The organism is Siminovitchia acidinfaciens, from assembly GCF_003605385.1.
Lineage (GTDB): Bacteria > Bacillota > Bacilli > Bacillales > Bacillaceae_C > Siminovitchia > Siminovitchia acidinfaciens.
The window spans coordinates 1-16286 of record NZ_QYTV02000010.1 but is presented as its reverse complement, the minus strand read 5'-3'; the positions used below and the strand labels follow the sequence as shown (position 1 = coordinate 16286).

Sequence of the window (16286 nt, the reverse complement as noted above, 5' to 3'; positions counted from 1 at the left end):
TCATTGTCAAACCGTGCAGTCGTTTATAAAGGGCCAGGAAAGGTAGCTGTGGAAAACATTGAATATCCGGATTTGGTTTTAAGAGATGGACCAGGTGTCAATCCACTTAACGTGGGCCGGAAGTGTGATCATGGCGTTATCCTCAAGGTGATTGCAACAAATATTTGTGGCAGTGACCAGCATATGGTGCGTGGACGAACGACAGCTCCAAGCGGCCTTGTATTGGGACATGAAATCACGGGTGAAGTCATTGAAGTGGGCAGTGATGTGGAATTCATGAAAGTTGGAGATATCGTTTCTGTTCCATTTAATATTGCATGCGGACGATGCCGAAATTGTAAGTCGCAGGATACCCATATATGTACAAATGTAAACCCTGATCGTCCCGGATCGGCTTACGGCTACGTTGATATGGGGGGATGGGTCGGCGGGCAATCAGAGTATGTGATGGTTCCGTATGCAGACTTCCAATTATTAAAATTCCCTGATAAGGAACAGGCATTGGATAAAATTCAAGACTTGACGATGCTTTCTGATATTTTCCCGACAGGCTTCCATGGGGCGTTCAGTGCAGGGGTTGGAATCGGATCCACGGTTTATGTTGCCGGTGCCGGTCCGGTCGGTTTGGCTGCCGCTCATTCCGCCCAATTATTGGGGGCTTCGGTCGTCATTGTCGGAGATTTGATTGAAGAGCGTTTGGAGCAGGCGAGAAGCTTTGGCTGTGAGACGGTCAACCTTAGCAAGCATGATCGCTTAGGGGAACAAATCGAGCAGATTCTCGGGGTGCCGGAAGTCGATTGTGCTGTCGATGCAGTTGGCTTTGAAGCGAGCGGCCATGGCCCTGGCAGTGGTGAAGCCCCTGCAACAGTATTGAACTCCGTTATGACGGTGACACGTGCCGGCGGCAGGCTGGGAATCCCAGGGTTGTATGTAACGGGTGATCCAGGCGGGATTGACGACGATGCGAAAGAAGGAACTTTAAAAATTAGGATTGGGCTTGGCTGGGCGAAAGCACACCATTTTGTGACCGGACAGACACCAGTCATGAAATACCACGAATTCTTAATGAAGGCGATTTTAAGTGAAAAGGCACAGATCGCAAAAGCTGTAAATGCAACGGTCATTAGCTTGGATGAGGCTCCTTCCGGTTACGAAGTATTTGATAAAGGGGCTGCCAAAAAGTTCATCATTGATCCGCATGGGGTCATAAGGAAAAGGACTGCCGCAGCAAAAGACGCAATTAAAATGTCTTAAAAAGCAACCACTCCGTTCTCGTGAAGGGAACGGAGCTTTTGAATGTAGAAAAAAAAGCGTGAAAGTGAAACTACGTTCAGCTTAGGAGGATGCATATGTCTGCATTTTTAGGCGAACTGGTAGGCACGATGATACTCGTTCTGCTCGGCTGCGGTACAGTTGGAGGAGTTGTTCTTAATAAAACGAAAGCACAAAACTCCGGCTGGATTGTCATTACGATGGGATTTGGATTTGCGGTGGCGATTGCGGTCTACGCGGTTGGCGGAATTAGCGGAGCGCATCTCAATCCCGCTGTCACTCTTGGCCTTGCCTTCATCGGCTCCTTTCCATGGACAAGTGTGCTTCCTTATATCATCGCACAAATAATCGGTGCTTTTATCGGGGCGGTTATACTGTATTTTCATTATTTGCCGCATTGGGAAGCGACTGAGGACCAAGGAACAAAGCTGGTTGTTTTCTCTACGAATCCGGCTATTAAACAGCCTCTGTCCAATTTTATCAGTGAGATGATCGGTACTTTTATCCTTGTTCTTGGAATATTGGCTATTGGAGCAAACGAATTTACCGAAGGTCTGAATCCGTTAATTGTAGGATTTCTTGTCCTTGGGATTGGGCTGGCGCTTGGGTCAACTACGGGCTTTGCGATTAACCCGGCGCGTGATTTAGGTCCGCGAATTGCGCACTTTTTCTTGCCGATTGCCGGAAAAGGGTCATCTGACTGGGGATACGCCTGGATTCCGGTAGTTGGGCCCTTATTGGGAGGAGTATTTGGAGCATTGTTTTACCAACAGTTTTTCCTGCGCATCAATTCATGGGCGTTTTGGGCATGTGCGGTTCTCATATTGATACTTCTGATTTCAGCCCATCACTTCGGGAAGTCGAGTAAATTGAAAAAGGCCGATGAAACGACAATTGGAGCTTAACATACGTAATATATGATCACGATATCCGCCGACCATCACAGGTCGGCTTTTTGGTTTTCTTTATCGGGGCCCAGTGCCGTTTTGGCTTTATATAGCTTCAAAACTGAGCCCCGCAAAAATCAAGGCGTTCTCCTATGGAGGCTGCGGGGGTCATGCTAATGCTTTTATTTTGGTTGACAAGGATAATCCTGTATGATATTTAAATAGTAATTAGCACTCACTCGTACAGAGTGCTAGCAACCGAGGGAAGGGGTTTTACAGATGGCAAAACAAGCTTTTAAAGCAGAGTCCAAAAGACTGCTAGATATGATGATTAACTCCATTTACTCCAATCGCGAAATCTTCTTAAGGGAATTGATCTCCAATGCTAGTGATGCGATTGATAAGATGTACTATAAGGCGCTGACGGATGATTCACTGACGTTTGACCAAAAGGATTATTACATAAAAATTGATGCTGACAAAGATAGCCGTACCCTGAAGGTGATGGACACAGGGATTGGCATGACAGAGGAGGAGCTTGAAAATAACCTCGGCGTCATTGCCAAGAGCGGATCCCTGGCTTTTAAAAATGAAAATGAGATAAAAGACGGCCATGACATCATCGGCCAATTCGGAGTCGGTTTTTATTCGGCTTTTATGGTAGCGGACAAGGTGACTGTGATCACTAAAGCTTTTGGAAGCGATCAGGCTTATAAATGGGAATCAACAGGCGCAGACGGCTATACGATCGAGCCTTCTGAAAAAGAGACTGTCGGAACAGAAATCATTTTAACAATCAAAGAGAATACGGAAGATGAGAGCTATGACGAGTATTTAGAGGAATACCGTTTAAGATCAATCATCAAAAAATATTCTGACTTCATCCGTTATCCAATTAAGATGGAAGTCACTGAAAGCAGGCTGAAGGAAGGCTGCGAGGATGAATTCGAAGAATACAAAGAGGAACAGACGATCAACAGCATGGTTCCTATTTGGAAAAAGAACAAGAACGAGCTGACCGACGAAGATTACGTGAATTTTTATCAGGAAAAGCACTACGGTTTTGACAAGCCGCTCAAGCATATCCACATCAAAGTCGATGGAACGATCAGATACAATGCGATCCTGTTCATTCCTGAGAACATTCCTTTTGATTACTACTCCAAGGAGTTTGAAAAAGGGTTGGAGCTGTATTCCAGCGGCGTACTGATCATGGAAAAATGTGCGGACCTGCTTCCGGATTATTTCAGTTTCGTTAAAGGAATGGTAGATTCCGAAGACCTGTCATTGAATATTTCGAGAGAAATTTTACAACAGGACAGGCAGTTGAAGTTTATTGCCAAAAATATTCAAAGCAAAATCAAACGGGAATTGGAGAACTTCTTAAAGAACGACAGGGATAAATACGAACTGTTCTACAACTCGTTTGGGCGTCAGCTCAAATTCGGCGTGTACAACAATTTCGGTCAGGATAAGGACGTATTGCAAGATCTGCTGCTTTTCTATTCCTCGAAGGAAGAGAAATTGGTCACGCTTGACGAATATGTGTCAAGAATGCCGGAAGCCCAGAAATATATTTATTATGCGACTGGCGAAACAAACGAAAGAATCGCCCGGATGCCGCAAACTGAGCTTGTAGCGGATAAGGGATATGAGATTCTATACTTCACGGAAGATGTCGATGAGTTTGCGATTAAAATGCTGATGTCCTATAAGGATAAGGAATTTAAGTCCGTCGCAAGCGGCGATTTGGACATTGATGAAGAAAGCAAGGAAAAGACAAAGGCGGAGGAAAAGGAAAACAAGGGCCTCCTGGACTATATGAAGGAAACCTTGTCTGGCAAAGTGAAGGATGTAAAGATTTCCACCCGTCTTAAAAACCACCCGGTATGCTTAACGGCAGATGGCGAGGTTTCCATTGAAATGGAAAAAATCCTCAGCGCAATGCCAAATAATCAGGAAGTGAAAGCAGACAAAATCCTGGAAATCAATGCGGATCATGAAGTTTTCCAATCCTTGAAAACTGTATTCGAACAGGATACGGAAAAGGCAGGCCTGTATACAAATCTCCTCTATAATCAGGCGTTGCTCATTGAAGGGCTGCCTATTGAAGACCCGATAGAATTTACAAATGATATTTGCAAGGTGATGGTTTAAACTAGATTGATGAGTACTTCTGTAAGGCGGACAGTATTTCCGTAAACCGGCTAGTATTCTTGAAAACCGAAAAGTATATCGCTAGGTTGGAGAGTATACGCAATTTCCAGCAGGCACTCTTCGCGAATTTTGCACACACAGGGGATATGGAGCTGCTACAAAAATAGGTGGCAGCTCCCTTTATATATAAAAATGGAGGAATGGACATGTCAAACCCTTTTGAGAACTTTACTCCGGACTTTTGCACGTCAGGCACTTTTATGCGATTGCCTTCCCAAAGAGAAAATACTAAATTAGCCATTTTAGGGATGCCCTTTGATACAGCTGCGTCTTACCGGGCAGGTGCAAGATTTGGTCCGCAGGCGATCAGACAAGCATCTTTGACTCTATCACCGCGGAATGAAATGTTAAAAGTTTCACCTTTTGAAGATACCCAAGCAATCGACATAGGCGATTTGCCTGTTATTACCCAAAATATTCATAAAAGTTATGATATTATGGAAAATGCCATGTTAGAGCTGATGAAGAATAATATTGTCCCTATTGGGTTAGGCGGAGATCACTCTATTACACTGGCTAGTCTGCGTGCGGCAGCCAAGGTGCATGGACCTGTTGCTTTGCTTCAGTTTGATTCCCATACAGACACTTGGGACACATATATGGATGAGAAATATTGGCACGGCTCTCCTTTTATCCGCGCGTATGAAGAGGGACTCGTTCAGCCGGATAAAGTTATTCAAATTGGTATGCGCGGTTGGGACATTGATTCCAGCTTGGAGTTGGGTTATAACGTAGTCACACAGGATGAGTTGTTTACCCGGGGAATTGATGACGTTGTACAACAAATCAAAAATGTAATAGGAGGCACTCCGTGCTTCTTAACCTTTGATATCGATTTTGTAGATCCTGCTTATGCGCCGGGGACAGGAACACCTGAAGTTGGTGGTTTCAATAGTCATGAAACCTTGAAAATGATCCGTTCCCTTACAGGCATGAACTTTATCGGGTTTGACCTGGTTGAAGTGCTGCCATCATATGATCCGGCCGAAATAACAGCACTGTTAGCGGCAACAATCGTCCACAATTTTGGGAGCCTTGCAGCAGTACAAATAAATCAAGACAAGGTAAAATAAGAATTCAATCTGGAGCCACTCCTTTTCGAGTGGCTTTTTTTGCTGGGTGTGCAATTGGTGGATAATATTTTTATTGTCGAGCAATTTTTTCGAAAAAGAACTTAACAGTTTGATATTGTATAATAGAACTGTATGTACAAGAGGAGGTCAAAAAGGAATGCCTACTGATACTAAATTAATTACCGAAAAGCTTCCGGATCTTTTTTCCGGGGACGCGGTTGATATAGCAAATAAAATAGATAAATCTCAAGACTTCATGGAAGGTGTTAGAAACCTGATTGAACTTTGCGGAGATGATCCAAACCGTGAGGGTCTCGAGGAAACGCCGTACAGGGTCTTAAAAGCTTTCTTGGAATATACGGAAGGATATAAGGAAAATCCGGCTATCCATTTGGAAAAGACATTTGATGTGAAACACAAAGAATTGGTTTTAGTAAAAAACATCGAGTTTCATTCGATGTGTGAGCATCACTTTGCACCATTTTTCGGTGTAGCTCATGTCGGCTATATACCTGACGCCAAAATTACCGGGTTATCCAAAATCGGCAGGATGGTTGAAGGCTATGCGAAACGTTTCCAGGTCCAGGAAAGGTTGTCAAACGAGATTGCAGACGCAATAGAGGAAGTGTTGCACCCACAGGGGGCAATGGTAGTGATTGAAGCAAAGCATATGTGCATGTGCGGAAGAGGGATTAAAAAAACTAGTTCTTCAACGACAACAACTTCTGTCAGGGGATTATTTGAAGACAGAGCTGATTTACGTATGGAATTTTTGTCCTTAATTAATCGATAATTTGGGCGCAGGTTTTTTGAAAGGGTAGGGGTGAAGGATATGAGACATGCAGTGATCACGGCAGGATCGAAAGGGATTGGCATGAAGGTTACTGAGGAATTCCTTCGTAAGGGCTGCTCGGTGACAGTGAATTACCATAGCGACAAAGACAGGGTTGATGAGCTAAAAAGCAGGTGGGAACCCTATAAAGAGCAATTGCAATTTATCCAAGGGGACGTCACAAAAAAGGAAGACATCGCAAATATCGTTGAGCAAGCGATGAACAGGTTCGGCCGCATCGATTATTTAATCAATAATGCCGGTCCCTACATTTTTGAACGGAAAAAATTGATGGATTATGAAGACAGCGAATGGTATGAAATGATTGATGGGAATTTAAATGCTGTTTACCACTTTTTGAAATTGACCATTCCTGTCATGAGGAAGCAGAAATTCGGGAGAATCATCACTTACGGGTTTCAGGATGCGGAAAGTTCACCTGGATGGATGTATCGTTCCGCCTTCAGTGCGGCCAAAGTGGGGCTCGCTTCTCTAACGAGGACGATCGCACTGGAGGAAGCGGAATATGGAATCACGGCTAATATGGTCTGTCCAGGGGACATTGTCGGTGAAATGAAAGAATCCGATATTGAGACGGCCAGAGAAATAAAAGACGGGCGGACTCCAATCGGAAGATCTGGGACAGGAGAGGATATTGCACGGCTGATCAGCTTTATTTGTGATAAAGATTCAGATCTGATCACCGGCAGTATCATTTCTGCTTCTGGCGGAATAAATGTGGTCAATAGAAATAAAAAATAAGTCAGGCTCCGGATGCGGAGCCTGACTTAATTCATTAGATGGTTGGACCAGAGCAAAGCTTCCTTATATATTTGGTAAACTTCACTTTCCTCAATTTGAAAGGTCTTGCACAATTGATGAACTGTTTCCCAGTCTCCATTTTCCGCAGCTGCCACCAGGTTCAATACCTGTTTATAATGATTGTTTTCACCTTTTAACGCATTGCAAATATCGTCACTCAGGGGCAAATCATTCAATATTTTTTCCATGGGAATTCCCATAATACAATCCATTAAAGAAAATATCCCCGTCATAAAATAACCAGAGTTCGAAGAGGAACTATTGAACAGCTTTCCGAGGGATTCGCACATTTTCCCCCTTATTAAGCAAGTTTGCATCAGCTCTTTTGATTTTTCACTTTGCTTGACTGGAGTATCTCTTACCGCGAGCACATATACCCATTTTCTGATTTCAATCAACCCTAACAGGACAATGGCCTGTGTGATGGAATGGACTTTATTTTTCGTACGGATAGCTGGCGAATTGATCAGCTTTAATAGCTTAAAAGATAGAGAAAGGTCGCTTTCAATCAATTGTGCAATGGCTTGGATATCAGGCTCCTTCTCAGACAGCATCTGCATAATTTCATAATACGAGTGAAAGTAGGAAGGGATATCGTGAGAAGATAAAATGACCGGTTTTGAAAAAAAATACCCCTGAAAATAGTCGTACCCTCTTTCCCTCGCTTGTTCAAATTCTTCTCTTGTTTCGACTTTTTCCGCTAGTAATTTTATATTGTTGGATTTCGCCACAGTTTCAATCCTATGTCTCATTGAAACGGAAGTATTCAACATATCTACTTTTATAATATCTATGTACTTAAATAATTCGGCCAAAAACGGGTTTTCCTCATCAATGATAAAATCATCCAATGCGATTGTATATCCATGCTTCCTCAAGTTCTTGCAAATGCGAATCAGCTCCATCGTACGAGGAACGTCTTCCAATATCTCAACGACAATATCCCGCGGTTCAAAATAAGTCGGCACCTTCAGTTCCAATAATTTCTTTGTGAAGTTAATGAAGCACGGCTTTCCCTGCGAAAGCTCGTTAATTCCAATATTGAAAAAACTGTTGATAATAACCTCGGCAGTAGCTTTATCCCCATCAATTGAGGGGAACCTTATTAACTTCGTTGCTTCGATATAAAAGCTCATAAGCAAAAACATCCTCTTTTTTGTTGAAAATAGGCTGCCGTGCGACAAAGACTTCCATTCTAAGAACCTCCCACTAATTCGGACCTTATGTATAAAAAATATTAAAACTATTCTATCTAAATTATATAACGATAGGTCAAAGGATGCATTATAATTTTCCTGTCTTTTTATATTGTTTCCCGGGAAATATTGGCGGGATTTGTCGAAATCAAGCGGATAGGGGTGTTTGGAAAAAAATCTAAAGCGGATGGAAGTAATATTTTTAACGATTGAAACAGAAAAACCCGAACACCATATAATGGTATTCGGGTTTATATATTAATAATAGACTTTGATTTTAACAGTTCTTACGCCCCAATTAAGAGCCTTCTTTTTAGTTGGCATGTGCAAGTCGATCTTATTTTTCTTGATGGCACCGCCAGTATCTCCTGCGATCGCCATTCCGTAACCTTCCACATAAACTTTAGATCCGAGAGGAATCTGTTTTGGATCAACAGAGATGACTTTCGCATTTGGGTTTTTCTTCAGGTTGATACCTGTGGCTGTAATGCCGCTGCACCCTTTACATCCCGCTGTATAGGCGGTAGCCCTTACTGTCATTGTTTTATAAGCAGCTTTTTTAGCCGGCGCTTTTTTGGCAGGTGCTTTTTTAGCAGTTGTCTTTTTAGCAGTAGCTTTCGCTTTAGGTTTAGTAATCTTTAAAACTTGATTTATTCTGATTGTATCGCTTTTTAACCCGTTCCAGCTTTTAATCTGGTTGACGGTAACCTTGTTCTTAGTTGCAATTTTCCATAATGTATCGCCTTTTTGTACTTTATATGTAGTGCCAGCGGCAGAAGAAGCTCCAGAGAAACCAAATACTAGAATTAAAGCTGTAATTGCTGATAGTACAATTTTTTTCAAGATAATATTCCCCTTTGTTCTTTGTAGGGCTAGTATAACAACCGAATGTAACAATAATGTTTCAATGGTATAGTATTTGTGTTACAAATGGTGAATATTGGTTTTTCTTCCAAATATACATCCGATAGCAAAGGTGATAATACTGATAAATAAATCTTCTAAATTTGGGTAAAACACTAGTACTCTCTATTATCTATTGAAATGAAAGTACTAGGAGTTGACAATATATGAGATTGGAAGGAAGAAGAGCCAGCACAAACATTGAAGACCGCAGGGGCCGTGGCGGGGGCGGTATGATTTTCGGCGGAGGGATCGGCGGCTTGATCCTTGTCCTTATATTTACCTTTCTTGGCGGGGATCCCGGCGCATTGTTGAATGATATCCAGTCAACCAGCTATGATCAATCAGCTCCTTACGAAGCATCGAGGGAAGAAGAAGAGCTTGCCAACTTTGTGTCAGTTGTTTTAGCTGAAACGGAAGATGTCTGGACAGAAATATTCAAGGAACATGGACTAGTTTATGAAAAGCCGAAGCTTGTTCTGTATACAAACAGCGTTCAATCTGCCTGTGGTTCAGCAAGTTCAGCGGTAGGACCTTTTTATTGTCCAGGCGACCAAAAGCTGTACATCGATCTTAGCTTTTATAATGAGTTGCAGCGAAAGTTCAATGCACCCGGTGATTTTGCGATGGCCTATGTCATTGCACATGAAGTCGGGCATCATGTCCAGTACCTTTTGGGAACGAGTGATAAAATGGCAGCTCTTCGGCAAAGGCTCAGTGAAAAGGAATATAATAAGTACTCCGTCAGATTGGAGCTGCAGGCTGATTATTATGCAGGTGTATGGGCCAATCATGTGCAGGGAATGAATCTGCTGGATGAAGGAGATATTCAAGAGGCAATCCAGGCAGCAAGCGCTGTCGGTGATGATACCCTTCAGAAAGAAGCAAGAGGGTATGTAGTGCCTGAGAGTTTTACTCACGGTACCTCTGAACAGCGGATGCGCTGGTTTTCCAAGGGGTATCAAACCGGTACGTTAGAAGGGGGAGACACGTTCAACACTCCGAATCTCTAAACTGATGCGGGGCCGGGATTGTTTTGGACAAGAAGACGAACAAATACCTAAGATAAAAGCCAAAATCGGCTATTGACCTTCCATTGTATTGATTGATAAAATAACTTAGCAACTAAAAAAATAAGCGATGAGTGTTATGGGTAACACTATAACAGGAGCAGCTTCTGGAGAGACCGCGAAATGAGCGGCGCCGAAGGATTCACAATCTCAGGCAAAAGGACAGAAGAGTAACTTACGAACGATTTTTGTATGTTATTCTACTATCTTTGAGATTGGAGCTAATCCAATCTTTTTTTGTTTTTATTATACATTAGAGGTGACTTGCGAATGGAGAAGAGACGTGCAGTAGTTAGTGTAGTTGGAAAAGACCAGGTAGGTATCATTGCAAATGTAACAAAAGTTTTATCAGATAATCATGTAAACGTCCTTGATATAAGCCAGACGATTTTACAGGACTTTTTTACAATGATGATGGTGGTCGACGTTTCCGAAATTGAAAACTTGGACTCTTTGCAAAAGCAGTTTGACGAGCTTGGCGAAAAGATTGGCCAGAAGATCAACATTCAGCGGGAAGAAATATTTCAATCCATGCACCGGATATAAGAAGGGGAATTAATCATGAATATAGCGATAAATGAAATGATGGAAACAATCAGAATGGTGCAGATGGAAAATCTGGACATACGAACGGTCACGATGGGAATCAGCCTGTCGGATTGTGCAGATTCTGATTTTGAAAAAATGAACAAGCGCGTGTATGAGAAAATCACGGGCTATGCCGGCCGCTTAAAAAGCGTGGCGGAAGAAGTTGAAAAAGAGTACGGGATTCCCATTGTAAACAAGCGGATTTCCGTAACACCCATTGCTGAAATATTAGGGAATGCCACAAAAGAGCAGGCGATTGAATTGGCCAAAACACTTGATAAAGCGGCGAAGGTACTTGGTGTCGATTTTATCGGAGGGTACTCGGCTCTTGTACATAAAGGGATCACAAAAGGAGATCAAACACTGCTTGATGCGCTGCCGGAAGCGCTCAGTGTGACAGAGCGTGTCTGTTCATCGATCTCGGTGGCGACAACGAGGACAGGGATCAACATGGATGCTGTCGGTTTGATGGGGAAAATCATCAAAGAGGCAGCGGAGAGGACGAAAGACCAAAACGGACTTGCCTGCGCAAAGCTGGTTGTTTTCAGCAACCCTGTTGAAGACAATCCGTTCATGGCGGGCGCTTTCCATGGAACAGGAGAAGGGGAAGTCGTCTTGAATGTGGGGGTCAGCGGTCCTGGAGTTGTTTTGAATGCCTTAAGGCGCCATCCGGATGCGGATCTTGGCCAGGTGGCGGATGTCATTAAGAAAACGGTCTTTAAAATAACTCGTGCCGGTGAATTGATCGGGCGTGTTGTGGCGGACCGATTGGATGTGCCTTTCGGAATCATGGACCTGTCATTGGCCCCGACCAATGCCATGAATGACAGCGTGGCGGAAATCTTGGAAGAAATCGGCCTTGAGCGTGTTGGAACTCACGGAACGATTGCTGCGCTTGCATTGATGAACGATGCAGTGAAAAAAGGCGGCGCCATGGCGAGCTCCTATGTAGGCGGCTTGAGCGGAGCGTTCATCCCTGTCAGCGAGGATGAGGGAATGATCCGCGGAATCATGGATAATGCTTTAACGCTTTCCAAGCTTGAAGCCATGACTTGTGTTTGCTCCGTCGGGTTGGATATGATTGCCCTTTCCGGAGAGGCAACGGCGGAGACATTGTCCGCCATCATAGCTGACGAAGCGGCCATCGGCATGATCAACAAAAAGACAACTGCTGTCCGTGTCATCCCTGTCCCAGGCAAAAAAGAGGGGGACATGGTTGAATTTGGAGGATTGCTCGGGCGGGCACCCGTATTGGGAGTCAACGCCTTCAGTTCAGAAAAATTCATCCGCCGCGGCGGGCGCATCCCTGCACCGCTTCAGTCACTGATCAATTAATCCGAAACATAAAATATTTAGCTCCCGCTGGAACACTGCCGGTCAGCACCGGATATTGTTCCGGCGGCTTTTTTATTGTTATTTTTTTAATCTTCAAAAAAGGGATTGAGATTTAAGAAAATTAATTGTATAATTTGGTAAGCGCTTACATTATTTTAAAATAATATAATCAAGGAGGGGGAAATGATTGGTACAGTTTGTGGAGTGGCTTAATGGAGTGTTGTGGAGTTCGCCAATTATTTATTTTTCACTCGGAGTAGGGATTCTTTTTTCAATCATGACTCGGTTTATGCAAGTCCGGTTAATTAAAGATATGGTGACTCAACTTTTCTCCGGAAAAAGCTCGGATGCCGGGATTTCATCTTTTCAGGCAATGTCTGTCGCACTTTCCGGCCGTGTTGGTACAGGTAATATTGCCGGAACGGCAACGGCGATCGCATTTGGCGGACCGGGTGCTATTTTTTGGATGTGGGCGATCGCATTCCTTGGTGCAAGTACAGCCTATGTCGAATCTACGTTGGCGCAAATCTACAAAGTGAAGCAGGACGGACAATACCGCGGTGGACCAGCCTATTATATTGAAAAAGGGATGGGGAAAAAGTGGTATGCGGTCATTTTTGCAGTGGCTTCAGCCATTGCCATGTCGCTGCTTATGCCAGGTGTCCAAGCAAATTCCATTGCGATGGGACTTGAAAATGCATTTGGTTTAAGTACATTAATTACAGGCATCATCATCATATTATTATTGGGATTTATCATTTTTGGCGGAATTAAAAGAATTGCCGCAGCTGCACAATTAATAGTTCCTTTCATGGCGGTTGGTTATGTTCTCGTTTCCTTAATTGTTATTGCTTTCAACATTACGGAATTACCAGCAGTTCTTTCATTAATTTTTAGAAGTGCTTTCGGTTTCGACGCAGCATTTGGCGGTATTATCGGGATGGCGATTTCATGGGGGGTCAAGCGAGGAATCTATTCGAACGAGGCAGGTCAAGGATCAGGCGCACATGCTGCCGGGGCAGCGGAAGTGTCTCATCCGGCAAAGCAAGGGATTGTTCAAGCTTTTTCCGTCTATATTGACACGCTTGTCGTCTGTTCCGCCACTGCTTTCATGGTTATTATTACAGGAATGTACAATACTGTTCGGCCTGACAAGACGTTTATTGTGAAACGCTTGGGTGATGTCGAGCCAGGTCCTATTTATACACAGGCTGCTGTAGAAACAGTTATGCCAGGATTTGGTTCAGGATTCGTTGCTATCGCTCTTTTCTTCTTTGCATTTACAACGATCATGGCCTATTACTATATTGCAGAGACGAATGTAGCTTATCTCACCAGGGGAAGAGACGGAAAGCTGGCAATGTTTTTTGTAAAAATTGTTCTGTTAGCTGCTTCTTTCTATGGAAGTATAAAAACCGCGAAAGTGGCGTGGGATCTTGGGGATATTGGCCTTGGAATCATGGTCTGGTTAAACCTGATAGCTATCTTGATTTTATACAAACCGGCGATGCTCGCCTTAAAAGACTATGAACGGCAACGTAATGAAGGTAAGGATCCTGTCTTTGATCCAGCGGAGATTGGCATTAAAAATGCGGATTTTTGGGAAAGTGAAGATTTTGATAAGCGAGATGTAAGCTAATTGAAAAATCAGGGGTACCCTTCATGACAGCGGGGTACTCCTTATTTAATGTTTGGGCGGGTTTCCATTTGAACCCGCTTTTTTTAATTCTTTCTGCGCTTCCTTAGGGAACACGTTACTTTTCCAACTTTGTCATACAATCGATAATTTTCTAAAGAAATCTCATAGAAGGAATCGTTTAAAATAAAAGTAAATAAAGTCAAAGGAGGCGTAGATGATTAAAATAAAGGATTTAACTTTGGTACAGTGGATCCCTAAAATACTGCAGGCTGTATTGAATATTTCTCTGGTTTTCCTTGCATTGATTCTATCCGTTCTGCTTGTCCAGGAGCTGATCATTTTCAGCAAGATCCTGCTTCAGGAGGAAAACATTGATTACCAGCTATTCCTGGCGAATATTCTTCTGTTCTTTTTATACTTTGAGTTCATCACTATGATTGTCAAGTATTTCAAGGAGGATTATCATTTCCCTCTAAGGTACTTTCTTTACATTGGCATCACGGCTATGATCAGATTGATCATCGTCGATCACGACCATCCCATCAACACATTGCTTTATTCGCTAGTTATTCTTATCCTGATCATCGGCTATTTCATCATGAATATCACACCCCGCGAAAGGCCTGACAGCAGATGGTTTTTTAAAAAGTAGAATAAGAAGATTGTCATTCGAAAATTTGTGATTGACAATCAATCTTCGGTGTATTATTATCAAAAGTGATAAAGGTAATAACACTCTTTTTTTAAGCCCATTGTTATCATTATTGATAATAATAACAATAAGAAAGGGATTATCCATGAAAGAATCAAAAGCAGATATCATATTGCATCCAGTACGGATGAGAATTATTCAAACATTAGTTAACGGAAGAAAGCGGACTGTGCAGCAAATTGGAGAAAAGCTCTCTGATGTGCCCCAAGCAACTTTGTATCGACATTTAAAAAAGCTGCTGGACGCAAAAATAGTGGAAGTAGTAGAAAAAAATCCAATCAGGGGAGCAGTAGAAAAAGTATATGCTTTACCCGATCAGGCAGGGGTTATTTCTCTTGATGATATAGAAAAGTGGACAGCAGAGGAACATATGGATGCATTTCTGAAGTTCATGTCAATCGTTTTGGGTGATTTTGAGAGATATGTGAATCAGGAAGATGTCAATTTTCAGAAGGATGGAGCCGGATATCGACAGGTATCTTTTTATGCTAAGGATGAGGAATACCGAAATTTTATTGAAAAAATGGGCAAGGAACTGGCAAAGCTGACGTCGAATAAAGAAATACCTGGAAGGCGCAGGCGGATGATGACAACGATTGTTACTGCAGAAAATAATTAGGCAGCTGAAGGTGGTTTTCCGCCCTCATCTGGAAAAAAGGAGAGGAAACGAATGAAGATGGAAATGGAACAACAGAAGGTTGTCATTAAAGGTGATGTTGTATTGAAAGGGACGCTTACTTTACCGAAAACAGATGAGGGATTGCTGCCGGCAGTTATGCTTCTTCCGGGCTCAGGAAATATAGATAGAAACGGAAATGCAGTAAAAGGGAAATTCAAATTTAATATTTATAGAGAATTGGCGGAGTACATTACGACCTTGGGTTTTGCAACTCTTCGGTATGATAAGCGGGGAGTCGGTGAAAGTGAAGGAGATTCTCTTAGAGCGGGGCTGTGGGATGCAGTGTCAGATGCAGAAGCGGCCGTTGAATGGCTTGCATCCCATCCGCAAGTGGACCCGGATCGAATCTTGGTGATGGGTCACAGCGAAGGGTGTATAGTAGGAACGGCTTTAAATGAAAGAAGGCCTGTAAATGGACTGATCCTTTTGTCTGGCGGTGGAGGCGGGCTCCGTGAGAACCTTGATTTTCAAAGGAGCCAGCTTTACCAGGACATGAGACAGGCGAAGGGAATGAAAGGATTTATTTACAAAAGCCTTAAGGCCCCGGAAAAAAATGAGAAACAAGCAAAGAAAATGTTTAACAAAATGACTTCAACAAACAAAGATGTGATCAAGGTCGTCGGTTTCGTCAAATTACCTGCAAAGTACTTCCGTGAACACTTCGCGTACGATATTGTTGGAGGTCTAAAAAAGATAACATGCCCGGTGCTTGCAATCAACGGATTGAAGGATTTCCAGGCAGGTCCCGACTTTTTAAAAAGAATACCTGAACATTCACAAGGTGTATCAACATGTGTTCTTGTTGAAAATATGGATCACGGTTTAAAGGAGCAGTTGAACCCCATATCAGCGTTAAACTTTAAGAAAGAATATCTGGCTTCAATCAGCAAACCTATTCACCCGGAATTGATTAGGCATCTGTCGTCCTGGTTGAATGAATGGAAAGAAAATAAAATAAAAGTTTCATAAAAATGAAAAGGTGACATCACAATTGTAAAATGTACCCTTTGTAAAGGACATTTTTGAAAAAGGTCATGCCGCATGGAGAAGATGATTTCTGT

At 42.8% G+C, this 16286-nt stretch carries 15 protein-coding genes and 1 riboswitch; of the genes, 13 read left to right on the top strand and 2 right to left on the bottom strand.

Annotated features, from left to right (window positions below; genetic code table 11):
• The first annotated feature begins 3 nt into the window (after positions 1 to 3).
• The 6 genes from fdhA (at position 4) to D4T97_RS17030 (ending at position 7043) form a co-directional block, all read left to right on the top strand.
• Positions 4 to 1254, top strand: a complete 1251-nt coding sequence (gene fdhA / locus D4T97_RS17055; RefSeq protein ID WP_408021626.1) for a formaldehyde dehydrogenase, glutathione-independent — start codon at positions 4 to 6, stop codon at positions 1252 to 1254.
• Between the two features lie 95 nt (positions 1255 to 1349).
• Positions 1350 to 2177, top strand: a complete 828-nt coding sequence (locus tag D4T97_RS17050; RefSeq protein WP_126051982.1) for an MIP/aquaporin family protein — start codon at positions 1350 to 1352, stop codon at positions 2175 to 2177.
• Between the two features lie 261 nt (positions 2178 to 2438).
• Entirely contained in the window at positions 2439 to 4316 is a 1878-nt protein-coding gene (htpG, locus tag D4T97_RS17045; RefSeq protein ID WP_126051981.1) for a molecular chaperone HtpG, read from the top strand.
• Between the two features lie 206 nt (positions 4317 to 4522).
• On the top strand, positions 4523 to 5449 hold the full coding sequence (gene speB, locus D4T97_RS17040) for an agmatinase (protein ID WP_126051980.1): 927 nt from the start codon (positions 4523 to 4525) through the stop codon (positions 5447 to 5449).
• 157 nt (positions 5450 to 5606) lie between these two features.
• Positions 5607 to 6242 (top strand): GTP cyclohydrolase I FolE, encoded by a 636-nt coding sequence (folE, locus tag D4T97_RS17035; protein WP_126051979.1) that lies wholly within the window; start codon positions 5607 to 5609, stop codon positions 6240 to 6242.
• A 39-nt stretch (positions 6243 to 6281) separates the two neighbouring features.
• Positions 6282 to 7043, top strand: coding sequence for an SDR family oxidoreductase (locus D4T97_RS17030; RefSeq protein ID WP_126051978.1), 762 nt, complete (start codon positions 6282 to 6284; stop codon positions 7041 to 7043).
• Positions 7044 to 7069: 26 nt separating this feature from the next.
• Here the strand turns inward: D4T97_RS17030 and D4T97_RS17025 are convergent, their stop codons facing one another.
• Together D4T97_RS17025 and D4T97_RS17020 are read right to left on the bottom strand one after the other, a co-directional pair.
• Positions 7070 to 8239 carry an EAL and HDOD domain-containing protein gene (locus D4T97_RS17025; RefSeq protein WP_235872294.1) on the bottom strand — a complete coding sequence of 390 codons (1170 nt, stop codon included), beginning with the start codon at positions 8237 to 8239 and terminating at the stop codon, positions 7070 to 7072.
• Positions 8240 to 8557: 318 nt separating this feature from the next.
• A complete protein-coding gene (locus D4T97_RS17020; protein ID WP_126051977.1) occupies positions 8558 to 9142 on the bottom strand; it encodes a 3D domain-containing protein in 585 nt (194 codons plus the stop codon).
• 227 nt (positions 9143 to 9369) lie between these two features.
• On the opposite strand from D4T97_RS17020, the gene ypfJ reads away from it, so the two are divergent.
• From ypfJ to D4T97_RS16985, 7 genes are all read left to right on the top strand, one after another.
• Positions 9370 to 10215 carry a KPN_02809 family neutral zinc metallopeptidase gene (ypfJ, locus tag D4T97_RS17015; RefSeq protein ID WP_126051976.1) on the top strand — a complete coding sequence of 282 codons (846 nt, stop codon included), beginning with the start codon at positions 9370 to 9372 and terminating at the stop codon, positions 10213 to 10215.
• Positions 10216 to 10369: 154 nt separating this feature from the next.
• Positions 10370 to 10448, top strand: a riboswitch (glycine riboswitch).
• A 94-nt stretch (positions 10449 to 10542) separates the two neighbouring features.
• On the top strand, positions 10543 to 10818 hold the full coding sequence (locus D4T97_RS17010) for an ACT domain-containing protein (RefSeq protein ID WP_126051975.1): 276 nt from the start codon (positions 10543 to 10545) through the stop codon (positions 10816 to 10818).
• 15 nt (positions 10819 to 10833) lie between these two features.
• Entirely contained in the window at positions 10834 to 12195 is a 1362-nt protein-coding gene (locus D4T97_RS17005; RefSeq protein WP_126051974.1) for a PFL family protein, read from the top strand.
• A gap of 187 nt (positions 12196 to 12382) precedes the next feature.
• On the top strand, positions 12383 to 13834 hold the full coding sequence (locus D4T97_RS17000; protein ID WP_126051973.1) for an alanine/glycine:cation symporter family protein: 1452 nt from the start codon (positions 12383 to 12385) through the stop codon (positions 13832 to 13834).
• Positions 13835 to 14048: 214 nt separating this feature from the next.
• On the top strand, positions 14049 to 14486 hold the full coding sequence (gene psiE, locus D4T97_RS16995) for a phosphate-starvation-inducible protein PsiE (protein WP_126051972.1): 438 nt from the start codon (positions 14049 to 14051) through the stop codon (positions 14484 to 14486).
• A gap of 145 nt (positions 14487 to 14631) precedes the next feature.
• Positions 14632 to 15165 carry a helix-turn-helix domain-containing protein gene (locus D4T97_RS16990; RefSeq protein WP_126051971.1) on the top strand — a complete coding sequence of 178 codons (534 nt, stop codon included), beginning with the start codon at positions 14632 to 14634 and terminating at the stop codon, positions 15163 to 15165.
• Between the two features lie 51 nt (positions 15166 to 15216).
• Complete coding sequence (locus tag D4T97_RS16985; protein WP_126051970.1) at positions 15217 to 16194, top strand: alpha/beta hydrolase; 978 nt, start codon at positions 15217 to 15219, stop codon at positions 16192 to 16194.
• Positions 16195 to 16286: the final 92 nt, after the last annotated feature.